This is a genomic window from Acidimicrobiia bacterium, from assembly GCA_040880805.1.
GTDB lineage: Bacteria > Actinomycetota > Acidimicrobiia > IMCC26256 > DASPTH01 > DASPTH01.
Genome location: JBBDHW010000026.1, coordinates 1 through 23,786, shown reverse-complemented (window position 1 = coordinate 23,786; position 23,786 = coordinate 1). Strand labels below are relative to the sequence as shown.

The 23,786-nt window shown below is 68.5% G+C and carries 27 protein-coding genes and 1 tRNA gene; 12 read left to right on the top strand and 16 right to left on the bottom strand.

Going from position 1 to position 23,786, the window contains the following annotated elements; translation table 11 throughout:
* Nucleotide 1: 1 nt before the first annotated feature.
* Nucleotides 2-439 carry a PaaI family thioesterase gene (locus WD271_06310; GenBank protein ID MEX1007441.1) on the bottom strand — a complete coding sequence of 146 codons (438 nt, stop codon included), beginning with the start codon at nt 437-439 and terminating at the stop codon, nt 2-4.
* Nucleotides 440-466: 27 nt separating this feature from the next.
* Here WD271_06310 and WD271_06305 point away from each other — a divergent pair, with 27 nt between their 5' ends.
* Nucleotides 467-1,618 carry a thiolase family protein gene (locus tag WD271_06305; GenBank protein MEX1007440.1) on the top strand — a complete coding sequence of 384 codons (1,152 nt, stop codon included), beginning with the start codon at nt 467-469 and terminating at the stop codon, nt 1,616-1,618.
* Between the two features lie 33 nt (nt 1,619-1,651).
* Nucleotides 1,652-1,897, top strand: a complete 246-nt coding sequence (locus tag WD271_06300) for a hypothetical protein (GenBank protein ID MEX1007439.1) — start codon at nt 1,652-1,654, stop codon at nt 1,895-1,897.
* Nucleotides 1,898-1,972: 75 nt separating this feature from the next.
* Here WD271_06300 and WD271_06295 read toward each other — a convergent pair whose 3' ends face one another.
* Nucleotides 1,973-2,206: a cell division protein CrgA gene (locus WD271_06295; GenBank protein ID MEX1007438.1), complete on the bottom strand. Its 234-nt coding sequence runs from the start codon at nt 2,204-2,206 to the stop codon at nt 1,973-1,975.
* A 146-nt stretch (nt 2,207-2,352) separates the two neighbouring features.
* Between WD271_06295 and WD271_06290 the strand changes: the two genes are divergently transcribed.
* Nucleotides 2,353-2,949 carry an aminodeoxychorismate/anthranilate synthase component II gene (locus WD271_06290; GenBank protein ID MEX1007437.1) on the top strand — a complete coding sequence of 199 codons (597 nt, stop codon included), beginning with the start codon at nt 2,353-2,355 and terminating at the stop codon, nt 2,947-2,949.
* Nucleotides 2,950-2,962: 13 nt separating this feature from the next.
* Here the strand turns inward: WD271_06290 and WD271_06285 are convergent, their stop codons facing one another.
* The 8 genes from WD271_06285 to WD271_06250 form a co-directional block, all read right to left on the bottom strand.
* Entirely contained in the window at nt 2,963-3,655 is a 693-nt protein-coding gene (locus WD271_06285) for an A/G-specific adenine glycosylase (GenBank protein MEX1007436.1), read from the bottom strand.
* Between the two features lie 71 nt (nt 3,656-3,726).
* Complete coding sequence (pknB, locus tag WD271_06280) at nt 3,727-5,577, bottom strand: Stk1 family PASTA domain-containing Ser/Thr kinase (protein MEX1007435.1); 1,851 nt, start codon at nt 5,575-5,577, stop codon at nt 3,727-3,729.
* 40 nt (nt 5,578-5,617) lie between these two features.
* Nucleotides 5,618-7,078, bottom strand: a complete 1,461-nt coding sequence (locus WD271_06275) for a penicillin-binding transpeptidase domain-containing protein (protein MEX1007434.1) — start codon at nt 7,076-7,078, stop codon at nt 5,618-5,620.
* Nucleotides 7,075-8,400: an FtsW/RodA/SpoVE family cell cycle protein gene (locus WD271_06270; GenBank protein ID MEX1007433.1), complete on the bottom strand. Its 1,326-nt coding sequence runs from the start codon at nt 8,398-8,400 to the stop codon at nt 7,075-7,077. Before WD271_06270 ends, WD271_06275 begins: the two co-directional genes overlap by 4 nt.
* A 128-nt stretch (nt 8,401-8,528) precedes the next feature.
* Entirely contained in the window at nt 8,529-9,758 is a 1,230-nt protein-coding gene (locus WD271_06265; GenBank protein ID MEX1007432.1) for a Stp1/IreP family PP2C-type Ser/Thr phosphatase, read from the bottom strand.
* Nucleotides 9,759-9,773: 15 nt separating this feature from the next.
* Entirely contained in the window at nt 9,774-10,238 is a 465-nt protein-coding gene (locus WD271_06260; GenBank protein ID MEX1007431.1) for an FHA domain-containing protein, read from the bottom strand.
* The gene (locus WD271_06255) at nt 10,238-10,894 is read right to left on the bottom strand and encodes a DUF3662 and FHA domain-containing protein (GenBank protein ID MEX1007430.1); all 657 of its coding nucleotides are present in this window, start codon (nt 10,892-10,894) and stop codon (nt 10,238-10,240) included. The genes WD271_06260 and WD271_06255 overlap by 1 nt, the downstream gene beginning before the upstream one ends.
* A gap of 45 nt (nt 10,895-10,939) precedes the next feature.
* Nucleotides 10,940-11,086 (bottom strand): hypothetical protein, encoded by a 147-nt coding sequence (locus WD271_06250; GenBank protein ID MEX1007429.1) that lies wholly within the window; start codon nt 11,084-11,086, stop codon nt 10,940-10,942.
* A 162-nt stretch (nt 11,087-11,248) separates the two neighbouring features.
* Between WD271_06250 and WD271_06245 the strand changes: the two genes are divergently transcribed.
* The 4 genes from WD271_06245 (at nt 11,249) to WD271_06230 (ending at nt 13,278) form a co-directional block, all read left to right on the top strand.
* Nucleotides 11,249-11,332: transfer RNA gene (locus WD271_06245), tRNA-Leu, on the top strand.
* A gap of 161 nt (nt 11,333-11,493) precedes the next feature.
* Nucleotides 11,494-12,348 (top strand): AAA family ATPase, encoded by an 855-nt coding sequence (locus WD271_06240; protein MEX1007428.1) that lies wholly within the window; start codon nt 11,494-11,496, stop codon nt 12,346-12,348.
* Between the two features lie 118 nt (nt 12,349-12,466).
* Nucleotides 12,467-12,853 (top strand): hypothetical protein, encoded by a 387-nt coding sequence (locus WD271_06235; GenBank protein ID MEX1007427.1) that lies wholly within the window; start codon nt 12,467-12,469, stop codon nt 12,851-12,853.
* A complete protein-coding gene (locus tag WD271_06230; protein ID MEX1007426.1) occupies nt 12,850-13,278 on the top strand; it encodes a DUF6527 family protein in 429 nt (142 codons plus the stop codon). The genes WD271_06235 and WD271_06230 overlap by 4 nt, the downstream gene beginning before the upstream one ends.
* A gap of 76 nt (nt 13,279-13,354) precedes the next feature.
* On the opposite strand, the gene WD271_06225 is transcribed toward WD271_06230, so the two are convergent.
* The gene (locus WD271_06225) at nt 13,355-13,873 is read right to left on the bottom strand and encodes a helix-turn-helix domain-containing protein (GenBank protein ID MEX1007425.1); all 519 of its coding nucleotides are present in this window, start codon (nt 13,871-13,873) and stop codon (nt 13,355-13,357) included.
* A gap of 97 nt (nt 13,874-13,970) precedes the next feature.
* On the opposite strand from WD271_06225, the gene WD271_06220 reads away from it, so the two are divergent.
* A complete protein-coding gene (locus WD271_06220; GenBank protein MEX1007424.1) occupies nt 13,971-15,245 on the top strand; it encodes a DUF4143 domain-containing protein in 1,275 nt (424 codons plus the stop codon).
* Nucleotides 15,246-15,249: 4 nt separating this feature from the next.
* Here the strand turns inward: WD271_06220 and WD271_06215 are convergent, their stop codons facing one another.
* The 4 genes from WD271_06215 to WD271_06200 all read right to left on the bottom strand — a co-directional run bounded on the left by WD271_06215 (nt 15,250) and on the right by WD271_06200 (nt 20,027).
* Nucleotides 15,250-15,813 carry a plasmid pRiA4b ORF-3 family protein gene (locus tag WD271_06215; protein ID MEX1007423.1) on the bottom strand — a complete coding sequence of 188 codons (564 nt, stop codon included), beginning with the start codon at nt 15,811-15,813 and terminating at the stop codon, nt 15,250-15,252.
* An 814-nt stretch (nt 15,814-16,627) separates the two neighbouring features.
* Nucleotides 16,628-17,659, bottom strand: a complete 1,032-nt coding sequence (locus tag WD271_06210; protein MEX1007422.1) for a M24 family metallopeptidase — start codon at nt 17,657-17,659, stop codon at nt 16,628-16,630.
* A 2-nt stretch (nt 17,660-17,661) separates the two neighbouring features.
* Nucleotides 17,662-18,813, bottom strand: coding sequence for a M24 family metallopeptidase (locus tag WD271_06205; GenBank protein ID MEX1007421.1), 1,152 nt, complete (start codon nt 18,811-18,813; stop codon nt 17,662-17,664).
* Entirely contained in the window at nt 18,810-20,027 is a 1,218-nt protein-coding gene (locus WD271_06200) for an amidohydrolase family protein (protein ID MEX1007420.1), read from the bottom strand. The genes WD271_06205 and WD271_06200 overlap by 4 nt, the downstream gene beginning before the upstream one ends.
* Nucleotides 20,028-20,172: 145 nt before the next feature.
* Here WD271_06200 and WD271_06195 point away from each other — a divergent pair, with 145 nt between their 5' ends.
* The 3 genes from WD271_06195 to WD271_06185 all read left to right on the top strand — a co-directional run bounded on the left by WD271_06195 (nt 20,173) and on the right by WD271_06185 (nt 22,092).
* On the top strand, nt 20,173-20,370 hold the full coding sequence (locus tag WD271_06195) for a hypothetical protein (GenBank protein ID MEX1007419.1): 198 nt from the start codon (nt 20,173-20,175) through the stop codon (nt 20,368-20,370).
* 9 nt (nt 20,371-20,379) lie between these two features.
* Nucleotides 20,380-20,847 carry a hypothetical protein gene (locus WD271_06190; protein ID MEX1007418.1) on the top strand — a complete coding sequence of 156 codons (468 nt, stop codon included), beginning with the start codon at nt 20,380-20,382 and terminating at the stop codon, nt 20,845-20,847.
* Between the two features lie 300 nt (nt 20,848-21,147).
* A complete protein-coding gene (locus tag WD271_06185; GenBank protein ID MEX1007417.1) occupies nt 21,148-22,092 on the top strand; it encodes a sigma-70 family RNA polymerase sigma factor in 945 nt (314 codons plus the stop codon).
* A 36-nt stretch (nt 22,093-22,128) separates the two neighbouring features.
* Here the strand turns inward: WD271_06185 and WD271_06180 are convergent, their stop codons facing one another.
* Nucleotides 22,129-22,650, bottom strand: a complete 522-nt coding sequence (locus tag WD271_06180; protein MEX1007416.1) for an RNA polymerase sigma factor — start codon at nt 22,648-22,650, stop codon at nt 22,129-22,131.
* A gap of 108 nt (nt 22,651-22,758) precedes the next feature.
* Here WD271_06180 and WD271_06175 point away from each other — a divergent pair, with 108 nt between their 5' ends.
* Entirely contained in the window at nt 22,759-23,709 is a 951-nt protein-coding gene (locus WD271_06175) for a D-glycerate dehydrogenase (GenBank protein MEX1007415.1), read from the top strand.
* The last annotated feature ends 77 nt before the right edge of the window (nt 23,710-23,786 follow it).

The window sequence follows — 23,786 nt, the reverse complement described above, 5'->3', positions numbered from 1 at the left end:
GTTACCGGGCCTCCCCCGCCGATCCGCTGCGCTCGGATCTCCTGACGGCGAACGTCGCCATGCCCTTCGAAACTACGTCTCCGTTCTCAGGGTCCGAGATGACCGACTCCACGTACGCGACCGATTTCGTGAGCTGCACCACCTCGCCGCGCACGCTGAGCGCGGTCCCGGCGGACGCGGCGCGGCGGGTCTGGTACGAGAGGTCGAGGGTCGCGGAGCGGTCGCCCCGCTCGAGTGCGCTGTTCGTCGCGAAGTTCATCGCCGCGTCGTGCACCACCGCGTACACGCCGCCGTGCACGGGGCCGAGGGGGTTACACGCGAGCTCCGTTGGTGTCCAGGTGGCCTCGGCCCAGCCTTCGCCGTAGCGTTCGAACGAGAGCCCGAGCTGGGCGAGGAGTGGCATTCCTCCGTCACCGAGCGACCTGTCGAGGTTGCGCATGAAGGTCACGTTAGACAAGCTCCGGCTATGACCGGAGCGGTGATCGTCGACGCTCTCCGCACGCCGCTCGGGCGGCGGAACGGGATGCTCGCCGGCCGGCACCCTGTGGACCTCGCCGCGCACGTGCTGCGCGCGCTGGTCGAACGCAGCGACCTCGATCCCGCGCTCGTCGACGACGTGATCATGGGCTGCGTCTCGCAGGTGGGCGACCAGGCATTGAACATCGGACGCAATGCTGCGCTGGCGGCCGGCTTCCCCGACTCGGTACCGGGTACGTCGGTCGACCGGCAGTGCGGCTCGTCGCAGCAAGCGCTGCACTTCGCCGCGCAGGGCGTGATCGCGGGCGCCTACGACGTGGTCATCGCAGCCGGAGTGGAGAGCATGAGCCGGGTGCCGATGGGATCGTCGTTGCTGCCCGGCCGTGATCCGTTCGGCCCGCTGGTGCACGAGCGCTATCCCGGGCTGGTCCCGCAAGGGCTCTCGGCGGAGCTGGTCGCAGCGAAGTGGGCGCTCACGCGTGAAGAGCTCGACGCCTACTCGCTCGAGTCACACCGCCGGGCAGCCGCCGCGACCGACGAGGGACGATTCGAGCGTGAGATCGTCGGCGTGCCGTCGACCGAGGATGCGGCCGCGGTGCTCGTCGTCGACGAAGGCGTCCGCCGCGACACGTCGATCGAGCGGTTGGCGTCGTTGAAGCCTGCGTTCAAGGCCGACGGCGTGGTGACCGCCGGTAACTCGTCGCAGATCACCGACGGTGCCGCCGCGTTGCTCGTGACGAGCGAGGAGGCCGCGAACCGGCTCGGGCTCGTCCCGAGGGCGCGGTTCCACGCCTTCGCACTGGCCGGCTCCGATCCCGTCCTCATGCTCACCGCGCCCGTCCCCGTCACCGCCAAAGTGCTCGAGCGCGGGAACCTCGCCCTCGACGACGTCGATCTGATCGAGATCAACGAAGCCTTCGCCAGTGTCGTGCTCGCATGGGAGCGAGAGGTGCATCCTGATCCGGCTCGGGTCAACGCGAACGGCGGCGCGATCGCGCTCGGTCACCCGCTGGGGTGCTCCGGCGCGCGGCTGATGACCACCCTGCTGCACGAGCTCGAGCGCACCGGCGGCCGGTTCGGCCTCCAGACGATGTGCGAGGGCGGAGGTATGGCCAACGCCGCGCTCATCGAACGGGTGTGAGCGGGTTGCGGTCGCGCGCGACGATGTGCGGGCATGCTCGGATGGGTGTTGCGCGTGGTGCTCGCGCTGACGGTGGGGATCACGATCTACGTGATCGGCGCGTCGATGCTGCGCAAGTTCAAGGTGGCGCCCCCGCCGGAGCCCGACCCCGACGACATCAAGCCGGTCAACCTCAGGTTCCGCTGCACGGTGTGCGGGGCCGAGGTGACGATGACGGCGGCCCAGGGCGACGACCCGGACCCTCCGCGGCACTGCCGGGAGGACATGGGCCTGATCTAGCCGTTACACCAGTTATCCACTACCTGTGGAAAAGTCTGTGCGAAATCACACGACTGAGGTTCGGACGTTCCGCCCTTATCGCAAGAATGTGGACAGGATGAAGCCCGAGATCAGGAGCACGAGCCCGACAACGAGGAAATTGTTGCTCGCCTCTCCCCCCGGGAGCAGCTGCAGGTAGTTCCCGCCGATCACCACGATGCCGAGGATCAGGCAGGTGAACATCGTGGCCGGCACCCACAGCTTGCTCGGCGGTGCCTTCTTCGGCGCCGGTGGCGTGTAGCGCGAGCGCTTGCTCTTCGACTGCGGCACCTGTTCTCCCGCTCTTGGCAGCTTCGCTGCCGGGGCGCTCGGCCCACGGCTCGCTGCGGCGCAGGATACCTGCGCCGCGGGCGCTCACCTCTGGCGGCGAGGATAACCCGCCGCGCGTCGTCCCGAGTGGCCGGTACGGTGCCGGTGTGGCGCCGCGCGTACTCGTGATCGACAACTACGACTCGTTCGTCTACAACCTCGTGCAGTATCTCGGCGAGCTCGGTGCCGAGCCCGTCGTCCACCGCCACGACGCGATGGATGTCGACGCGCTGGTTGCGCTCGAGCCCGACGCGGTCCTCGTGTCACCCGGTCCGGGCGATCCCGGTACCCACCCCGAGGACGCCGGCGTGTCCAACGACGCGATCCGTGTGTTCGGGACCGCGGGTGTCCCGGTGCTCGGCGTGTGCCTCGGGCACCAGTGCATCGGCAAGATCTTCGGTGGCGAGATCGTGCGCGCACCACAAGTGATGCACGGCAAGACGTCGCAGATCGCGCACGACGGCAAGGGTGTGTTCCGCGACCTCCCCACTCCGTTCATTGCTACCCGGTACCACTCACTCGTGGTCGAGCGCGACTCCGTGCCCGATGCGCTCGAGGTGAGCGCGGAGTCCGAGGACGGCCTCGTGATGGGGCTGCGCCACCGCGAGCTCCCGATCGAGGGCGTGCAGTTCCACCCCGAGTCGATCCTCACCGAACACGGGCACGAGCTCCTCGCCAACTTCCTCGCCCTGGCGCGCGTGTAGAGCGAGCGAGTAGTCAAGGTAAGGAAGCCGTTCCATCCTCGACGACCGCGAGGCCGTCATCGACGAGTGACGCGAGCGCGTCGGCGTCCACGTCGGTTGCGCGCACCGAACCCTCGCGCAGGCGCGCCATCACGCGCCCCCGCTGCTGTCGAAAGCTCCCCGCAAACGGCGGCTGGCGCGACCGCCGGTCGTCCGCGAACGGACCGCGCGTCGCGCACCGTCGGCGGAGGGGACACTCCGAGCATCGCGGGTCCCGCGGTCGGCAGAGCAGCGCACCTACGTCCATCAGCGCGAGCAGCCGGTCGCGGGCACGCAGCGGACGCGTCACCTCGACCATCGCGCGTTCGGCCTCCGTGGTCGTGAGCCGACGACCGCGCACCCGTTCGAGCAGGCGGCGCACGTTCACATCGACCGCGGGCACGTCGGCACCATCGGCCTCGGCGGAGACCGCACCGGCGGTATAGCGACCGACGCCGGGGAGCGCGGTGAGGTCGGCGGGCCACCCGTGTGCGTCGATGGTCACGGCTGCCTCCCACAACCGGCGTGCGCGTCGCGGGTAGCCGAGGCGTCCCCACGCGGTGATCACCGCGGCCGGTCCCGCGTCGACCATCGCCTTCGGCGTGGGGAACTGCGCGAGGAAGTTGTCGTAGACCGCGGCGACGCGCCCGACCTGCGTCTGGTGGAGCATCGTCTCGGACACGAGCACCGCCCAGCGGTCGCGGGTCGCGCGCCACGGCAGGTCGTGCCGTCCGTGCGCGCGGTACCAGGCGTCGAGGGTCAGACGCCCACCGTGATGCTGATGAAGACCGCGGCGGTGCAGTGGATCTGCCCGCTCGCCGGTGACTGAAGGACGACCTTGCCCTTCTGCACGAGCGGCACGGTCTTGAACAAGACTTTCACACTGCATCCGATCCCGGTGAGGGCGCGCTCGGCGTCGGCGCGGGTCAGCCCCACAGTGTTCGGGATGTCCACGGTTGACGGTCCACTCGAGATGAGGAGCGTCACCAGGCTGTCGCGCGGCACCTGCTCACCGGCAGCCGGGTCGGTCCCGATCACCATGTCCAGGGGCACGGTGTCGCTCGGCACCGGCGTCGGAGTCGAGTTCACCTGGAGGCCGGCTTGGCCGATTGCCGCCGCGGCCGCGACCGCGTCGAGGTTCGCGACGTCGGGAACAGCGACGAGCGGTTGCTTCGAGACGATCACTCGGACGAAGGCGAAGTCCTTCGGGATCGACGAGTCCTTGGGCGGGGTGGTTTCGAGCACGGTGCCGGGAAGCTTGTCGGGCGCGTCCTGCTCGACCCAGTCGGGCACGATGTGTTTCGTCTTGAGGATGGCGGCCGCTTCCTGACGGTTCTTCCCGACAATGTCGGGCAGCACGACCGTCGCGCTGCTCACCGTGAGGGTGACCGTGCCTCCTCGGCGCAGCTTGAGGCCGGCGCCGGGTTTCTGCTCGAGTACCAGATCGGCCTTCTGATCGCTCTCGACGTCCTTGCGCACCACCCTGAAGCCCTGCGCCGTGAGCGTCGCTTCTGCGTCCGGGTACAACAGGTTGGTGACGGCGGTGACGGCCGGCGTGGGGACAGTCGTTCCCTCGTCGCCGAAGTCGGATTGCACGAGGAGCGCGATGATCAGCACCAACAGCAGGCCGAAGGCGATCACGACGGAGATCGCGGCGCCCCAGCTCCGTGGCCGCTTCCGCTCCTGCGGCAGCGCATGCGCGGGCGGAGGGGACGCCGCCGCTGCCTGCGTCGTGATCGTGGCCGCGACGGGCGCGACCGGGGCCGCGGGACCACCGAGCAGCGGGCGGCCGCGCTCGAAGCGCAGCAGTTCGGCGCGCAACTCCGCGGCCGACGGGTAGCGCAGCGCAACGTCCTTTGCCATCGCGGTGAGGATGATCCGGTCGAGGGCGCCCGGGATATCGGGCTTGACGCGTGACGGCGGCACCGGCTCTTCGCGTACGTGCTTGTACGCGACCGAGATCGGACTGTCGGCGGTGAACGGCGCGACGCCAGTGGCCATCTCGTAGAGCACGACGCCGAGTGAGTACACGTCGGATCGTCCGTCGAGCGCGAGTCCCTGCGCCTGCTCCGGCGAGAAGTAGGTGGCAGTGCCGAGCACCGCGCCGGTCTTGGTGAGCGTGTCACTGCTCTCGGCGCGCGCGATGCCGAAGTCGGTGATCTTCACCTCGCCTTCGGGTGTGATGAGCACGTTCCCGGGTTTTATGTCGCGGTGGACGACCCCGTTGCGGTGCGCGAACTCGAGCCCCTCGGCGATGTCGGCGGCGATGCGCGCCGCTTCCATCGGCGGGAGGGTGCCGTAGTGGCGGAGCAGGTCGCGCAAGGTCTGCCCGTTCACGAACTCCATCACGATGAACGATGTGTTGTCGTCCTGGCCCCAGTTGTAGACCGCCACGATGCTCGGGTGGTTGAGGCTCGCCGCGGCCTGCGCCTCCCGGCGGAAGCGCTCGACGAACGAGGGGTCGGCTGCGAACGTGGGTGACAGCACTTTCACCGCGACGCGACGGTTCAGCAGCCGGTCGTGCGCGAGGTACACGTCGGCCATCCCGCCGCGACCGATCGTGGTGCGCAGCTCGTAACGATTTGCGAGAACGCGCCCGACCGTGGTCATCGTCTGTGCAATCTAGGAGGGAAGGAACACATGGCCGGAGTCACCGGCCCAGGAGCGTTTCGAGCAGCTGCTTGGCGATCGGAGCAGCAACGGCGCCGCCCGTGACGTCGTTGCCGAGCTCGTTACCACTCTCGACGATCACCGACACCGCGAACCGCGGGTGGTCCGCGGGCGCGAAGGCGATGAACCAGGCGTGTGGTGCTTGGCCCTCGACGCCGGTCTGTGCGGTGCCGGTCTTGCCGGCGACCGCGACGTTGGTGATCTGCGCGGCGGTCGCGGTGCCATGCTCGACGTTCTCCACCATCATCGCGGTGAGAGCGTCCGCGGTCGGCCTCGTCATGCACGTCGTCCACGGCTTGGGATCGATGGTCTGGATCACGTTGCCGTCGGCGTTGGTGATCTCCCGCGCCACGCGCGGCTCCATGATCACGCCGCCGTTCGCAACTCCGGCCGCGACGAGGGCCATCTCCAACGGCGTGACGGCCACGTCACCTTGCCCGATCCCCGCGAGCGCGAACCTGGCGTCGGGCGCGTCCGCGGCAGGGCCGATGCTGCCGGCGGCACCCGGATCGAGGTCGAGGGGCGGCGCGATCGGAACGGCCCCGGAGCCGACGCCGCAGTTGTTCATGACCGGCGCGAAGCTCTGGCCCATCTCGGCGCCGAGCCGCGCGAACGTCACGTTGCACGACTGGATGAAGTTCTGGGTGAGCGAGCCGCCACCGCACGTTGCGCCGCCGAAGTTGTGCACGAATGAGTTCGTCTGCGGGAGCTGGAATTCCGATGCGGCGTTGAACTGTCGATCCGGCGTGGCGATCCCGAGGTCGAGCGCACCCGCTGTCGTCACGACCTTGAAGGTCGAGCCCGGTGGGAAGCGTTCGCGGTACGAGCGCGCGAGGGCCGGCTTCGCCGCGTCGTTGTTGAGCAGGAAGAACGCGAAGTTCACCGCCGACGTGTCGTGTCCCGCCAGCGGGTTCGGGTCGAACGAGGGATTCGAGTACATCGCGAGCACCTCGCCGGTCTCGATGTCGAGCGCGACGACCGAACCCTTCTGGCCCCCGAGAGCGTCCCGCGCGGTCTGCTGAGCCGCGAGTGACTGCGCGAGCACGACATTGCCGGTGTTCTCGTCGAGAATCGAGCCGACGTTGTCGAGCCTGAACTGTGTGTCGCGTCCGGTGAGTACCGTGTCGTAGCTGGCTTCGACGCCAGTGTTCCCGAACACGAACGACTGATAGCCGCTGATCTGCGCGAAGAGATCTCCCTGCGGGTACACGCGCTGGTACTTGAGCTCGCCGCCGGTCTTGATCGACTGCGCCACGATCTGGCCGTCGGTCGTGAGGATCTCACCGCGAGGCCGGTTGAAGTCGCGCAGGAACTTCCGGATGTTGTTCGGGTCGTTGGCGAGTCGGTTGGCGTCGACCACCTGGAGGTAGGTGAGCTGGCCGACGAGCACGAGCACCAGGAAGGTGATCGCGTAGCCGACCTTCCGAATGGCGGCGTTCACCGGTATCTCCGTTCGGGCACGGAGCCGGTTCTTCCCGGAACTGCCGGCGACTTGCCGCCGATCAGCGCGGTGGCCACCGCGCCCGGCTCTTCGACGTGCGCGACGGTCTCGTCGGAGATCCGGAGCAGGAGCGCGACGATCACGAAGTTGGCGACGAGCGACGACCCGCCGTACGAGATGAACGGCAATGTCACACCCGTGAGCGGGATCACACGGATCACGCCGCCGACGATCACGAACGTCTGCACGCCCACGATCGTGGTGAGGCCCGCGGCGAACAGCTTGGAGAACGGACGCTCCGCCTGTACCGCGATCCGGTATCCACTGCCGACGAACAGGAGAAACAGGATGCAGACGGCGACGGTGCCGATGAGTCCCAGCTCCTCACCGATCGCGGAGAACACGAAGTCGGTGGACGCGTTCGGAATCTTCTGCGGACTCCCGAGCCCGAGCCCGGTGCCTGCGAACCCGCCGCTCCCGAGCGCGTACATCGACTGCACGATCTGGAAGCCGGTGGTGCGCGCCACCGACCACGGATCGACCCACGCACCGACGCGGTCCTGGACGTGCTGAAAGAACTGGTACGCGACCACCGCGCCGGCGACGAACATCGCGAACGCAGCGAGCAGGTACGACGCCCGTTCCGTCGCGATGTAGAGCATCGCCGCGAACACTGCGAAGAAGAGGAGCGACGATCCGAGGTCTTTCTGGCGGACCATCACGAGGATCGAGAAGCCCCACGCCAGCAACAGCGGCCCGAGGTGTTTCGGGTCGGGGAGCGCGAGCCCGAGGAGTCTCCGCGTGCCCGACGTGAGCAACTCGCGCTTGTCGACCAGGTACGCGGCGAAGAAGATCACGAGTAGCACCTTCGCGGCTTCGCCGGGCTGGACGTTCAGCGGTCCGACGCGCACCCACAGGCGCGCGCCGTTGATCTCGCGCCCGATGCCGGGCAGTAGCGGCAGGAGCAGCGCGGCCACACCCAGGAGCAGGAACGTGTAGCGGTAGCGCTCGAGCGTCCGGATATGACGCACGACCACGAGGGTCACGACGAACGCGCCGACCGCAACTGCCGTCCACCCGGCCTGGATGCGCGCCAGGTCGCGGTCGAGTCGCGAGATCGCGATGAATCCGATTCCGTTGAGCAGCGCCGCGATCGGCAGCAGCGTCGGGTCGGCACGCGGCGCGAACCGTCGCACTGCGAGATGCGCGGCCACATACAACCCGAGCACGGCCGCGAGGAACACCCAGAGATCAGGCGGCACGTCGGGCTTGTCGGCGAGCAGCAGCAGCACGTAGCCGCCGCCGATGATGACGACGGCCATGAGCCCGAGACCGAGCTCGTTGGCGCGCCGGCTCCGTGCCCGAACGGAAAGACGGCTCCGTGCCCGAACGGAAAGACGGCTCCGTGCCCGAACGGAAAGCCGGCGACGGGCCGTGAACGATCGCTGGCTCATGGTCCCGGCGCAGTCGTCGTGATCGTGGTGGTCGTGGTCGTCGTGGTGGTGGATGTCGGCGTCGTGCTCGTCGTGGTGGAGGTGGTCGTGGTGGTAGCGCTCTCCGCGCGCGCGCCGATCCGGCGCACGTACGCGTTGGCGTCACCGAGTGACGAGAACTTGTGCTCGTCACGCACCGAGGAGGCATCGGCGGGAATGAGATCGGCCACGCGCACGTCGGTTCGCTGGTCGATCGTGGGGTTCCACCACAACAGGCCACCGGGCACACCCTTGTACACGGTCACCCGCCCTTGGTTGGCGGTGACGTAGTAGTTGTTCCGCGCGTACCAGGCGACCGCGCCGATCGCGATGCCGATGATGACGAGAACGGGGATCACCCACAGCAGCACGCGACCGACGCGCCGCTTGCCGGTTCGGGTACGTCGTTGGCGGCGCGTCTTGGGTTCATGGTCTGGCGGCGCCTCCTCGGCGGCTTCGGCCACCAGCACCGCCGGTGCCGCGAGGTCACCGCGGAGCGGCTCCTCGTCGGTGACGCTGATCACGACGACCGTGATGTTGTCCACGCCGCCGGCGCTGTTGGCGGCGTCGATCAGGCGCGTGGCCGCGCGCGTGGGGTCTTCCTCGCGGCGCAGTTCGGTGCCGAGGAAGTCGTCGTGCAGCATGTCGGTGAGACCGTCCGAGCAGAACAGCAGCCGGTCGCCGGGCCGGAGCTCCACCGGGTACACGTCGACGTCGACCGTCGGGTCCACGCCGACCGCGCGTGTGACGATGTTGCGCATCGGGTGCACCGCGGCCTCGTCGGCGGTGAGGCGCCCGTCGTCGACCAGCTCCTGCACACGGCTGTGGTCGGTAGTGATCTGGCGCAGCTCCCCGTCGCGGAGCAGGTAGGCGCGCGAGTCGCCGACGTGTCCCACGAGCAAGGTGTTACCGGCGGCGAGCGTTGCCGCAGTGAGGGTCGTCCCCATCCCGCCGACTTCGTCGTCGGTGAGCGACTTCGTGAACACCGCTTCGTTGGCCTCCTCCATCGCCTCCCGCAGCGGATGGCCACGGTGCACGGCGGCGCGCAGCGCCTCGAGGGCGGTCGCGCTTGCAACCTCGCCGGCACGGTGCCCACCCATGCCGTCGGCGACGGCCACGAGTCCCATCGGCTCGTCGACGAGGTAGCCGTCCTCGTTGCCTTCGCGTACGCGGCCGACGTCGGTCGCCGCGCCCACAACGAGTCTCACGTCGGACCGCGCATGTCAGCGCATTGCCTCGGTGACTGTGCGGCCGAACTGGACCCGATCGCCGCGGCGGAGGCGTTGCGCGCTGCCGACCGGCCGGCCGTTCAGCATCGTGCCGTTGCGCGAGCCCAGATCTTCGACGTACACGTCGCCGTCGCGACGAAAGACGCGCGCGTGCACCTGCGACACGAAGGTGTCATCGAGCACGATGCCGCATCCGCCTCCGCGACCGACGGTGAGCTCGTCGTGAAGGGTGAAGGTCTCACCGCGCCGCGCCGCGGGCTCGAGGATCCGGAGGCGCGCCGGGCCGCGACCGCGAGTCGAACGTGTCGCGGCTGGCTGCGCCGCAGGCTTCGCCGGTTGGGGAGGAGCCGTCGCCGGTGCGCGCATCTCGGCGAAGACCACGCGCACCACGCGGTAGAGGAACAGATAGATCAGCGCCAGCAGGCAGAACTTCAGGATGGTGAGGACCGACTCGGGCACTACGACGCCTCGAAGCGCATGACTGTGGCGCCCACTGCGATCTCGTCACCGTCGTGCAGCACGTGCTCGCGCACGAGGACGCCGTTCACTTTTGTGCCGTTCATCGAGTCGAGGTCGACGATGAGGAACCCGTCGACGGTCGCGCGGATCTCGGCGTGGTGCCGCGACGCACGGGGGTCGGCGAGGGGCACGGTGCAGTCGGAGTTGCGGCCGAGCATGGTGGGGTGCTCCCCGAGGCGGGCCCGGCGACCGTCGGACAGAACCAGCGAACCCACCTGCCCCCCGGCGCCTTCGGCGATCTCGGCCACCACGTCGAAAGCGCCCTTCTTCAACGAGTCGTCGGACACGAGCGAGACCGTCACCGGGCCGAGGAACTGGTAGCCCTCGTCGCGCGCGTGCTGGCGGGCGGCCTCGGCGAGCTCGCGGGCGAGGGCCTCGGCGAACGACTGAAAGCGCTCGGCATCGGCCGGCGACAGGTACACACCGATGTTGTTGGGAGCGACGTGGCGGCCGCTCACACCGAGGGTGCGCCCGGCGTCGAGCACGCGGACGATGCGATGCCCGATCTCGACGGGCTGCAGCCCGCTGCGGAAGGCCTTGTTGAAGGTGCCCTCGACCAGCCGCTCGAGCCTCCGCTCGAACCCCTGGAGTCCCATTGGCAAGGGAGTGTACCGGTGCCCCCTCTGGTTTCCGGGGGCGCGTCAGCCGACGCGACGCAAGATATTGCGATTGGTGTGCGCCGCGGTGGTGCCCGTCTTGGCGATCTCGATGGTCGTCGTCTCGTTGTACGAGAAAGTGTCGGGTTCGATCGAAACGGTCACCTCGTAGAGGATCGTCCGCGCCGCCACCGCGAGGTACTAGTTCGAGAGGATTCCGTAGGTCTCCGGCCCACCTCGGCGCGGGCGCGGGCATCGTGTTCCTCCAAGTTCGTGCCGGGCGCGATCGGCGCGCGCACGCGCGCGCGAACGCAGGAATCTACGCGCGACCTCGCTGGTACGCTGCGTTGTCCCGGGCGAGTGGCGGAATTGGCAGACGCGCAGGCTTCAGGTGCCTGTGTCCGAAAGGATGTGGGGGTTCAAGTCCCCCCTCGCCCACTGGGTTTGTGCAGGTCACGGCGTACGCGCCACGCGCGATCGGACCCGACTTCTACCGGAGCGCTCCGGCAAGGGCGTCACACCCCACGTCACTCCCCACGTAGGTTGACCACGTGAATGTGTTGACCGCGTGACGTGGGACAGCGCGAGGGGATGAGGCCGTGCGCCTGATCAAGGTGAAGCTGAACCACTATCGCCGGTTTGCCGCTGAGCAGTCGCTCGACGTCAGTGAGGATCTCATCGCTCTCGTCGGTCCGAATGAGGCAGGCAAGAGCTCTGTCCTGGCTGCCATTGACCTTCTCGGCCGAGAGGATCGCCCAGAACAGGCAGATGCCACTCGCGGTCAGAGCGGCCCGGCGTCGGTGTCCGGGCTCTTCGTCCTTGACGATGACGACCGGGCGCTCCTTGCCAACGTCCACCAGGGACCAGATGTAAGTCATCTGTGGGTTGAGCTGCGACAAGGCGCAGAGCGCGACTTCTGGAGGCCCGAGCCACGTCCGGAACGGGACCTCGGACCGCGCCGCAGATGCCAACAGCTTGTGGCGGCACTTGAAGGCCATGCTGCCCTCGACGCGCAGTACTCAGCGGATGAGGAAGATCCGTGGGACCCGCAGCTCTGGGTGGATGTCGGTTCCCACCTCGCGTCGGGCGACGAGTCGTTCTCCGAGGAGACGGTCCAGTCACTCGAGACCCTCGCGTCCCGCCTCCGTGACCTGGAGTACCCGCCGCAGGTCGAGTCCGAGGATGAGGACGAGCAACAGACGGGCGTTGACGCTTCGTCAATCGAGCACGACGAAGACGAAGCCAATCGGGACGCGCGAGAGGCGGCGGCATCGGCGCTCGTGGATCTGGCGTCTATCGAACGGCGGCCCACCCCGGTGCGACAGGTGCTGGATGCACTGGCCGGTCGGCTTCCTGACGTTGCCTTCTTCAGCGCTGCCAGTCAATCGCGAGCGACTTCTTGGGCTCGAGTAGACAGTGCTTGTCCGAGAAGACGATCACGTCGTTGCCCATGACGACCAGGAGATCGCAGACCTCCTTGTTGAGGCCCTGGTCGCGGAACGGCCGCGGGTAGCTCCAGAATGACAGGAAGTTCTTCTCGCAGATCCGCTCGAGATTGCGCTCCTCGTCGAGATGGGCTTCGTCTTCCTCGCCATGGATCGCGGAACTCCAAAGAAGCGGATCATCGAGACACTCGAAGCCTCTGGAGTGGCCTTCACCGACGTCGGGATGGGCGTCAACGAGGTCGACGGTGCGCTACTTGGACTCGTTCGGACGACAACGAGTACGAGCACCAAGCGCGATCACGTCGCGCAGCGGATACCGCTGGTGGACATGGAGACAGACAACGACTACGCGCACAACATCCAGATCGCCGACCTCAACGCGCTCAACGCGGCCTTCGCCGTCATTAAGTGGAAGAAGCTGTGCGGCTTCTACACCGACCAGGAGCACGAGCACTCGAGTACCTACATGCTCGGCGGCAACCACATCGTCAACGATGACCGAGCGACCCAATGAGGAAGACAATCAGCCACGAGTTCGTCGAGTACATCCCTGATGAACTCGAAGAGGGCACCGTCTACGTGTCGATCATCTATCGCACGGCCGTGCACGCGTGCTGCTGTGGGTGTGGCCGTGAAGTGATCACACCGCTTGCACCAGACCAATGGGAGCTGACCTACAACGGGGCCGCCGTATCCCTGTCGCCCTCGATCGGCAGCTGGAGCTTCCCCTGCCAGTCGCACTACTGGATCACCCGAGGCACGGTTCACTGGGCACGACGATGGTCACAGCAGCAGATCGAGTCAGCCCGCAAGCGCCAGGGTCGGCATGGCGAGCGTGCCTGTGAACCCTCCGAAACCGTGCCCAATCCCGGTGGTTCGCTCGTCGAGTGCCGCGGCATCAGGGCGCGCGTTCGCCAACTGCTCCGCCGTCCTCGCTGACCGATGGGTCCGCCCTCGCTCCGACGCGTCGAGTAGCGGATCAACTCCCCGTTAGCTCAGGCGGACGCGGGCACGCTCAGTCGCTGTTCTTGCGAGCGCGGCGGCTCCGAGCCGACTCGAGCGCGGGCGTGTAGTCCGCGGCAGAGTGCTCGTACAGCCCAAGCGCGCTGGTCTCCTCCGTCAGCTGGTCGAGCGCAGCTCGCTGCGCGGCCTGTCGCCGTGCTCGGTAGTCGAGGACATCGCGGAGTCGCACGCGGCGATGTCGGTTGGGCTGATCGAACGGGATGACGCCGTCCTCGAGGAGCTTCACGAGCGTCGGCCGGCTCACGTCCAGTAGGTCCGCGGCCTCCTGCGTGGTGAGCACCAAGTTCCGGGGTGCGACATGCGTGGCCTTGCCCTGTCGCATGACTTCCACCGCGTGTTGGAGCACGCGGTACATCTCTGGGGGGAGCGGCATCTGCTCGCCGTCGAGGCCGACGAGGAGGCCGGGCTCGGGGCGGCTCTCGAGGAAGCGCGCCAACTCGAGCATCGAGGTGAGGTCTTTCGGCGGGAAGACGAGGCCGTCCTGCCGGTCCTGCTCGGCGGCGTCGGGCATCCCGCAAGGCTAACCGAGAATCGAAAGAATCGAAAACTTCCTCATTCGGAGGTCTCTACAAAGTGGTCGCTGGGATGCCTACAATCTGGTCCCTGGATTGGCCGCGAGTTGGAGCCTGTCAGTGCCCTACCTGCCCAGAGTCGTCGACGCGGAGCTGGACGCTCGTCTCGCCGCCGCGGGCGCCGTTGTCATCGAGGGACCCAAGGCGAGCGGCAAGACCGAGACCGCGCGCCAACGAGTGGCGAGCTCGGTCCTGCTCGACGTCGACGAGAACGCCCGACGAGCAGCTGCGGTGGACCCAGCGCTCGTGCTCGACGGCCCCGCCCCGCGGCTGATCGACGAGTGGCAGCTCGAGCCAGGCCTGTGGAACCACGTGCGTCGGGCCGTCGACGATCGAGGCCTTCCCGGCCAGTTCGTGCTGACCGGCTCTTCGGTACCGGCCGACGACGTCGCCAGGCACACCGGCGCCGGCCGGTTCTCGTTCCTGCGGATGCGCCCCATGACCCTCTTCGAGAGCGGGCACACGAACGGCGCCGTGTCGCTCGCAGCTTTGCTGGCGGGCGAGCCTCCCCGTTCCGATGATCCCGGTCTGGCGGTGAGCGACCTTGCTGATCGCATCACCGCCGGTGGCTGGCCCGCCCAACAGGGTCGTCGCGTCGCCGACGCTTCCCGCGCTGCGCGCGACTACCTCGCGCAGATCCGCGAGGTCGACGTCTCGCGCGTCGCCGGATCGCGGCGGGACCCGGCGCGCATCGAGCGACTCCTCCGCTCCCTCGCCCGCAACACCGCGACGGAGGTCGCGATCACTGTCCTCGCGACCGATGCCGGGGGAGCGGACGGCGCGCTCGGCCGGCACACCGTCGCCGAGTACCTCACGATCCTCGAGCGATTGATGGTCATCGAGGACCAGCCGGCCTGGGCGCCGCACTTGCGCTCGAGAGCAAACCTCCGCACGTCGTCCAAGAGACACTTCGTCGATCCGTCGCTCGCGGTCGCTGCGCTCAGCGCGGGTCCAGATCGCCTCCTCGCCGATCTCAACCTTCTCGGGCTCCTGTTCGAGTCTCTCGTCATCCGCGACCTCCGCGTGCTCGCGCAGCCGCTCGACGGTCATGTCTTCCACTACCGCGACAACTACGGCGTCGAAGCAGATGCCGTCGTGCAGCTCGCTGACGGGCGATGGGGAGCGTTCGAGGTCAAGCTCGGTGCCGGTCTCGTTGACGAGGGTGCCGAAGCGCTCCTGCGGTTTCGGGAGTCGATCGACACACGCAAGAGCGGGGAGCCGTCGGTTCTCGCTGTCATCGCCGGGACCGGGTTCGGCTACGTCCGCCCCGACGGCATCGCCGTCATCCCCGTCGGCTCCCTTGCGCCCTGATCCCTTACGCCTCGTCGTCGAACACGGCAAGCCGGCCGTTGCGCAGCTTGTCCTCGAACTCGCTCGGATCGAACGCGTCGGGATCGAACGGTTGGCCGAGCCACTCGCGTCGCTCGTCGTGTTCGGGATGGGTTGGGTCGGCGAGGATTTCGAGCAGCTCGCGGTAGCCCCACGTGCCGCCGCAGTCCTCGGGCGGGCAGGCGCGCCGGCCGTCGATGCACGCTGGAAGGGTCGGGGTGGAGTCGGCGGGGAGGACCTTCTCGACCGTGATCTCGTGATCCCAGCCGTCGCCGAAGTCGTAGGTGTACCGGAACGACGAGCCCTCGCTAGCGATCGCATCGACGCGAGTGCGCCGTTCATCTCGCCGTGGTTCGCCCCAGTCCTCGTCGGGATCGGGAACGCCGTAGCGGGTGCGCCCGACCTCGAACTCGTGCAGGTGGTAGTTCCACCAGCCGAAGGCGGCCTGGATGACCTCGTGGAGGTGGTCGAGCGTGCTGCCGCCGTCGACGAGCACACGGCGCCAGATCGGCGGCTTGGTGTCGAGCAGCATGACCTTGAGCTGGAACACGCTCCCGGTCGCGGGGGCCCGTGGGGAGGCAGCAGGCGCGGTTCGTTCGCTGGGGAAGGCGATCACCTTCGCCAGTGGCTCGGTGCCGCCCATGACGGCCGCGAGCGCGCGATCGGGGGAGGCTTCGTCCAGCTTCCCAATGATGAGGCTCGACATGCGCAGCGACAGCGCCTCGAGATCGTGCTGGCCCTCCTTGAAGAGCCACTCGCCGTGAAAGGCGAACTCGTTCATCACGCCGACGACGCGTCGATCGTTCGTCGGCGCGATCCGCACCTCGCTCATGGCCTTGCGTTCCGCGGCCAGGAACGTCTCGCTGACGCCGTGCCGGCGCAGGACCGCTTCGATCGCCGCCGGTGCGCGCTCCAGCACGGTCGCGGCAGGTGCGAGATCCATGAACACCGGGAGCAGCGTTCGGCTGTTGACCAGCAGCGCCACCTGCGGACGCCAGAACAGCGCATTGGCGAACCAGTCGCCGAGTGCGGTCGACGACACCTCGCCGACGGCGGCGGGCGCGCCCTTCCCACGGTCACGCAGCTTCTTGGTGCCTCGGATCACAAGCACGAGTCGCAGTCTCGCGCCCCGGCGAGGCCGGTCGGGCAGGCCCGAACTTCTACCCGAACTTCTACCGGACGGGTTGAAATCCGGTAGAAGCGGCTAGCGCCGTCCAGCACGCAGTCTCGCGAAACCGCAGTTCAAAGGCTCCTTTCAGCATCGACGACCATCGATCAGAACCCCTCGGATCGGAGTTCAAGTCCCCCCTCGCCCACCAACCGACCAGCCGACTGGCCGCGCTCTTCGGTCGAGGCGCGGCGTGTCAGGCGAGCGGGTGCGGGAACGTTGTGAGGAGCTCGTAGCCCGCCGGCGTGACGAGCACGGCCTCGCTGCCGAGCACCTCGTCGACCGTGGCCTCTACCGCCATCACCACGCCGGGCTCGAGGACGTCGCCGTTCGCGAGTTCCTCGTGTCCCATGCCGATGCCGTCGACGGTGATGCCGACTGCCGCGCCGCGCAGCTCTCCGACGCTTGTGCCCGGGCGGCACCGGTCGCGGTCGGCGTCGATCGCGGCCCGCCACGCGCCGCAGGCGCGGCGTTGCCTGTCGGCCAATGGGTCAGACGGTGCGGCGCCGCACACCGCGGTGCGGGAGAGCCAGCCTTCCCACCCGTCGCGAAGTACCCCGGCGCGCAGGTGGACGAGATCCCCGGCCGCGATGGCCCGCTCGGTGACGAGCGAACGCGACGCGCTGTCGGCCACGACGAACGTGCCCTCGAAGGCCGGAGTGGTAACGCCGCGCGCTGCCATGTGCTCTTCGAAGACTCCGACGAGGTCGCGCTCGTGCACGCCGGGCGTCAGTGCGTCGACAGCCGCGCGCAGGCATTCCTCGGCGAGGGCGACAGCGGCGCGAATCGCGTCGACGTCGGCGCTCGACTTGACCCGTCGCACGGTGCGGAGCAGCGCCTCGCCGTCGATGAGCTCGGCGTTCGGGAACGTCGCGCCGAGGAGCTGCTCCATCATCGGTGTGATCGAGTCGACGCCGATGCGTGTCGCGCCCGGCAGGCCCGGGATCGCCCCAAGCGCGCCCATGAGGTTGATGGGGTTCCAGCTGATCGGAAAGAGGTTGCTCGGTGGCACGACGTCGGCAGGGACGCCCTCGTCGGTCACGGAGAGCAGGTGCACGGAGGGGGGCTCGCGCACGACGACACATCCCGGAGCGAAGGGTCGAGTCCCCGACAGCCAGAGGCTCTCTGCACCGGTCACCCAGCGCGCGTTGCCGGGACGGCCGAGCAGCAGCACGTCGGTGCCGGAGTCCGCCATCGCGATCGTGAGGAGGTCGAGGTGATCGCGCACCGTCAGCTCCACGCCGAGGTGTCGACGTGACTGAGCAGCTCGTAGCCGTCGTCGGTGACCGCCACGATCTCCTCGGCGCGGAACCCGCCCACTCCGTTCTCCCAGGTGATCGGCTCGAACACGAGCACCATGCCGGGCGCGAGGACGAAGCTCGCGTCGAAATCGGCGCCGAGGTCGGTGCCCACGTAGGGAAGCTCGGCGCTTTCGATGCCGGTGCCGTGCGCGAGATACAGGTGCGCGAGCCACGGGCGACGGCCGAACGCCTCGCCGGCTTGCGCGGTGAGGTCGGCACACGTCGCACCTGGACGCAGCGCGCTCAGCACGCGGTCGAGGAGCGCGCGCCACACGGCGAAGTGCTCGCGCTCGCGAGCGTTGGGCTCGCGCCCGACGATCCACGCGTTGCCGTAGTCGGACTGGTAGCCGCAGTAGTTGACGCCGTTGTCGACCCAGACGAGGTCGCTCTCGGCGAGCACACGCGCCTGCGTCGGAGTGGGGAACACGAGGTCGCCGGTGATCGACATCGGTCGGTCGGTCGGGTCGCGTTCCATGACCTGCCAGATGGGATCGACCGTGTTCGACGACGCGCCGAGCTCGAAGAGACTGCGCAACAGCCGGCCGCTGAGCTCCGTCGCCTTGATGCCGGGTTGCACCAGCGACAGCACGTCGCCGATGGCGGCTTCGTTGATCGCTTGCGCGCGCCGGATGCACTCGATCTCGTCGGCGGTCTTGATGACCTTCGCCGCGCTCACAACGCCGCCCGCGTCGACGAGCTCACGCCCGTTGAGCGCAGCACGTAGCGGCATCGTGCAGTCGTCGACGGCCAGGCGACCTCCGGGCAACGACTGCGCGAGCGTGCGCGCATCGTCGTCCCACTCGAGGTCGAAGGGACCGTGGACGTGCTCACGGTCGTACCCGGATGGAACGCCGTCGGGGTACGGCGTGAACACGTCCGGTGTCGTGCCGTCGGCGGTGACGATCGCGATCACGCGGCGGTGTGCCGCGCGACCGGCATCCGCGGCAGGCGCGACCGCACCCGTCGCGTAACCGACGGTGCTCGGCCCCGCCGCGAGCAACACGTCGACACCTTGCACCTGCATCTGCTCGACGAGGCGCGCGTGACGCTCGCGCCGCATTCGCTCCAGATCGAGGCTCAAAGCGGGAGGCCGTACGCGTCGACGGCGTTGCGGCCGAGGATCCGGGCGCGGCTCTCCTCCGGAAGCGGCTCGATCCGTTCGCGTAGCTCGTCGAGGATGCCCGAGTGGTACTCCGGGTGCGGGAAGTCGGATGCCCAGATGATGCGGTCGTCCCCGAGGAACTCGGCGCACTGCGCCAGGTTCCATTCCTCGGGCTCGAAGCTCACGTAGCACTGCCGCTTGAAGTAATCGCTCGGCAGCATCGACAGCCAGCGCTTCTCGAGCGGGAAGGCCTCGACCTGCTCGTCCATCCGCTCGAGCAGCGACGGCACCCAGCCCCCGCCCGACTCGAGCACGAGCACCCGCAACCTCGGGAACCGCTCGCACACCCCGCCCATCAGGAGACGCCCGAGCGAGACGGTCATGTCGACCATGTTGCCGACGGCCTGGCCGAGTCCCGACCCGCCGTGGATCTCGCTCATCGCCATGTTCGTAACGCTCATGTTCTCGCTCAGCGCGACGAGCTGGAACTTGCGGCACGCGCCGGGCGTGTCGACGTGCACGCCCGGGTGCAGCCCCACGGGTACGTCGAGATCCTGACACGCGGCCCAGAACGGGTCGTACACCGAATGGTTGAGCGGGAGCTCGTCGACGTAGGCCGACGGTCGGATGAAGATCCCGCGCAGGCCGAGCTTGTTCACCGCGCGCTCGGCTTCGGCGACCGCGAGCTCGGGTGCCTGCAGTGGCACCCCGCCCACCGCGAACAGACGTGTCGGGTACGCCGCGCAGAACTCGGAGATCCAGTCGTTGTACGCGCGGATGCAGTCGGCGACGAACTCGACGTTCTGGAACGCGGGGATCGGGTCGACCGGGCCGAAGAACATCGCCTGCGACGGGTAGAGCACCGCGGCGTCGACGCCGTCGGCGTCGAGCTGCTCGATCCGCGCGTCGGGGTCGTAGCCGCCCGGCGCGCGGAGCTGCGCGAGCAGGCCGAAGAACTGCGCCGGCGACATACCGACAGCCTCGGCCATCTGGTTGTGCAGCTCGCGCCCGCCGCCGCGTACCTGGCCACCCGCGTAGTTGATCTCGTAGATCTCGTCTTCCACGACCTTGTGTGGGATCCAGTCACCCCACTTGTCGTGGTCCATGCGGTCGACCCAGAGGGTCTCGCCCGGTTCCATCACGTGCCCGTCGCCGTCGACGACGAGGGTCTTTGCGGGTGCTCCCGCGGTCATGGTGCTCCTCTCGCCGTCCGGTCCGCGCAATTCGATTTCCGCTCAATTTCACGGAAGCGTACGGGACCACGGTCGAGGCCGCTCATGGGATGAAGCGCTCCGAACGTGAGTGCGACGGCGACCTCGGGCTGGCACTATGTGCCTGATGGGAAGCGACGAAGCGCTCAAGGGCGCGAGGGCACTCGGCGCGCGCACCCTTGTCGCCATCCACGACGCGCAGGGCAGCGATCTCGTGTGGAGCTTCGTGCGGAGGAGGGGCTCGGGTGAGAGCGCACGCCGCGCCGCGACCGCCGGCGACCCCGAAGTCGTCTGTCTGCAGACAGGCGTCGCCTGGTCAAGGTGACCCTCACGCGTGCCGACAACGCGCGGCATGCGACGCATGATGAAGATGGTCGGTGTACTGGCGATCGCAGCGTGCGTGACGATCGGCGCCGGCGGTCTCGGTGACGCGGCGGTAGCGATGTCGGCGAAGGACTTCCGGAAGACGGCGAACGACATCTGTCGCCAGGGCCGGATGTTGCGCGAGGAGATCGCGCAGGACCACTTCGGCGATCTACCGGACGGTCAGCAGCCCACGGCTGACCAACTGCGCAACTTCGTCGAGGAGTACCGCTCCGCGGTGCAGCAGCAGATCGACTCGCTGCGCGCGTTGCGGGCACCGGCGAGCATGAAGGCGAACGTGAAGAGAATGCTGGTCGCGGCGAAGACGGCCCTCGCGCGAGTGGTCGCCGATCCGACGATCCTGACCGGTACTACCGACCCGTTCGCCGTGGTCACCGCGCGGGCGACGGCGCTGGGCCTCGCTCAGTGCGCGGCCTGAGCGAGGGGGGAGTGCCCCCGGAGGGTTCCCGTCGAGAGCGTGATCGGCCGGTTGGGCGGTCCGATTGACCCGATTCGCTCGATCTCGGCGCTCGCGGGCCCGATCCGATTTCGATGTGACGTGGGGTCAAAAAAAGGGCACAATAGGGGTCCGGCTCTGACAACTTTGTGGAACCCCCGCCGGCTGAGCGCCGGACCGGAAAAGTCCGGCTCCGGAACAAGTACGCATCCGCCGTCGTTCTAGTCGTGAACGGCCGTCGATCCCCCCGGTCGGTCGTCGCAACCCCACGGGAAGGCACACGTGGCTCGAGTACGAAACCGCACAGAACGGGACAACGAGGACCTCGTTCGCCTGTATCTGGAAGACATCGGCCGGCACCAGCTGCTGACCAAGGACGACGAAGCGCGCCTCGCCCAAGACATCGAGGCGGGCAAGGCCGCTCGTGAAACCCTCGATTCGGTCAACAAGGGCCTCACGCGCACCGAGAAGCGCGACCTCCAGAAGTTGGTCCACACGGGTGAGGACGCCCAGCGCCAGTTCGTGCAGTCGAACCTGCGGCTGGTCGTGTCCATCGCCAAGCGGTACCAGGCGTCGGGCATGCCGCTCCTCGACCTCGTGCAGGAGGGCAACCTCGGTCTCATCCACGCGGTCGAGAAGTTCGACTGGCGCAAGGGCTTCAAGTTCTCCACGTACGCGACGTGGTGGATCCGCCAGGCCATCCAGCGCGGCATCGCCAACGCGGGCCGCACGATCCGCCTGCCGGTCCACGCGGCCGACAACCTCGCGCGGCTCCAGAAGGAACGCGCCGGGCTCGAGGCACGCCTCGGCCGTCCGGCGAGCCTCGACGAGCTGGCCGCGGAGCTCGACCTCGCGCCCGAGCGGGTCAAGGAGCTCATCCCGCACCTCGCGGAGCCGGTGTCGCTCGAAACGCCGGTCGGCGAAGACGGCGAGACGGAACTCGGTGATCTCGTGGAAGACCGAATGGCGGAGTCGCCGCTGGAAGCCGCGGCGCGGGCCATGCTCCCGGCGGAGATCGAGAAGCTCCTTGCGGTGCTCGACGAGCGCGAGCGCTACATCCTCACGCTCCGTTTCGGTCTCGATCGTGGCGAGCCCCGCACGCCCGACGAGGTGGGTCAACTCGTGAACCTGAGCCGTGAGCGCGTGCGGCAGATCGAAGCACGTGCACTCGCTCGTCTCCGCCACCCCTCGGTGGAGATGGGCGCGCGCGCACTGCTCGCGGGCTAACTCGCGAACGGGCGCCCAGCCCGTGAACCTCAGACGTCAAGTGGGCCGGAAGCGCAGCGCCGCTCGGAGGGCCTGCATCGCGCGGTAGACGCGCTGGCGGGCCGCGTGCTCGGTGACGTCGAGGCGCTCCGCCACCTTGTCGTAGCCGAGCTCTTCGAGGAACCGCAGCCGGAGCACCTCTCGATGCTGCGGCTCGAGGCCGTCGAATGCGGCGCGTGGGATGACGTCGTCGGCGGCGCCGAGCACCAGCTCTTCGGGGAGCGAGTCGGGGGCCGGTGTGTCGGGCAGCGTCGCATGCGGCTCGACGGACATCCGCGCGCGAGCGCGGGCCTGATCGATGGCGAGGTTGCGCACGATACGCAGCACGTACCACTTCGCCTGTTCGGCGTTGCACGAGAGGGGACCGCGTTGCAGCGCGCGCACGAGCGCGCTCTGCGCGAGGTCCTCGGCGTCGGCGTCGCTGCGGGTCAACGAGCGTGCGAACCGGAAGATCTGGGCGCGGTGCTCGACGACGACCTCGCGGAGATCGATGAGCTCGCCGTCGTTGTCCGCTCGCATTCCCCGCTTCCCCGCAGCCTGCTGCCCAGGAGCGGCGATACGGTACATTCAGGTCGCTCACCGCGCAACGGGTCATCCCGGTCGATGATGCCGCGTACGCTGCGTTCCGTGGCGCGTGTGCTGGTTACCCGGCAGCTTCCTGAGGGTGGGCTCGACCCGCTCGTCGCGGCCGGTCACGAGATCGTGCCGCCCCATCCCGACGACGTGCCGCTCACACCCGAGGAACTGGTTGCCGCGGCGGCCGAGGTCGACGCGATCGTGTGCGTCCTGACCGACCGGATCGACGCCGCGCTGCTGCGTGCCGGCGTGCCGCGCCTACAGGTCGTTGCCGATGTGGCCGTGGGCTACGACAACATCGACGTTGCCGCCGCGGCCGACCTCGGCATCGCGGTGTGCAACACACCTGGCGTACTCGACGAGACCACCGCCGATCTCGCGTTCCTGTTGATCCTGGCGGCAGCCCGGCGCGCATCCGACGCCGAGGCCGACCTGCGGCAAGGACGGTGGTCGGGATTCCGCATGGACCGGTTCCTCGGGGTCGACGTGCACGGCCGCATGCTCGGCGTTGTCGGCTTTGGTCGAATAGGGCAGGCCGTTGCGCGCCGCGCCGCCGGGTTCGGCATGGAGGTGCTGCACCACACGCGGCGCGACACCGGCATCACGGGATGGGTCGAGGATCTCGACGAGCTCCTCCGCGCGTCCGATGTGGTCACGCTCCACGTTCCGCTCACACCGGAGACGACCCACCTCATCGACGCGCGGCGCCTGACGTTGATGAAGCGCAGCGCGGTGCTCGTGAACACCTCTCGGGGCCCGGTCGTCGACGAGGAAGCACTGGCGATCGCGCTCGAGGACGGCACGATCTTCGGCGCGGGCATCGACGTGTACGAACGCGAGCCCGAGGTACATCCGCGGTTGCTGGCTGCACCGCACGCCGTGTTGCTCCCGCACATCGGCAGCGCGAGCCAGGCAACACGCCGGCGCATGGCGCAACTCGCGTGCGAGGGCGTAGTGGCGGTGCTCGACGGCAAACGCCCGCCAAACCTCGTGATGCGCTGAGCTCCGCCGGTTCCTCGGGAAGTCACGCGGTGACGGGTGGTGCGCGGTTTCGTCGGTGGTTGCGGACGTGGAGTGGT

What these genes read in the sequence shown, in the direction of transcription:
- WD271_06225 (MEX1007425.1), bottom strand. Translation starts at nt 13,873, where the DNA reads ATGCCCGACGCCGCCGAGCAGGACCGGCAGGACGGCCTCGTCTTCCCG.
- pknB (MEX1007435.1), bottom strand. Translation starts at nt 5,577, where the DNA reads ATGACCACGGTCGGGCGCGTTCTCGCAAATCGTTACGAGCTGCGCACC.
- WD271_06270 (MEX1007433.1), bottom strand. Translation starts at nt 8,400, where the DNA reads ATGGCCGTCGTCATCATCGGCGGCGGCTACGTGCTGCTGCTGCTCGCC.
- WD271_06305 (MEX1007440.1), top strand. Translation starts at nt 467, where the DNA reads ATGACCGGAGCGGTGATCGTCGACGCTCTCCGCACGCCGCTCGGGCGG.
- WD271_06200 (MEX1007420.1), bottom strand. Translation starts at nt 20,027, where the DNA reads ATGACCGCGGGAGCACCCGCAAAGACCCTCGTCGTCGACGGCGACGGG.
- WD271_06195 (MEX1007419.1), top strand. Translation starts at nt 20,173, where the DNA reads ATGGGAAGCGACGAAGCGCTCAAGGGCGCGAGGGCACTCGGCGCGCGC.
- WD271_06235 (MEX1007427.1), top strand. Translation starts at nt 12,467, where the DNA reads ATGGGCTTCGTCTTCCTCGCCATGGATCGCGGAACTCCAAAGAAGCGG.
- WD271_06255 (MEX1007430.1), bottom strand. Translation starts at nt 10,894, where the DNA reads ATGGGACTCCAGGGGTTCGAGCGGAGGCTCGAGCGGCTGGTCGAGGGC.
- WD271_06300 (MEX1007439.1), top strand. Translation starts at nt 1,652, where the DNA reads ATGCTCGGATGGGTGTTGCGCGTGGTGCTCGCGCTGACGGTGGGGATC.
- WD271_06230 (MEX1007426.1), top strand. Translation starts at nt 12,850, where the DNA reads ATGAGGAAGACAATCAGCCACGAGTTCGTCGAGTACATCCCTGATGAA.
- WD271_06310 (MEX1007441.1), bottom strand. Translation starts at nt 439, where the DNA reads ATGCGCAACCTCGACAGGTCGCTCGGTGACGGAGGAATGCCACTCCTC.
- WD271_06180 (MEX1007416.1), bottom strand. Translation starts at nt 22,650, where the DNA reads ATGCGAGCGGACAACGACGGCGAGCTCATCGATCTCCGCGAGGTCGTC.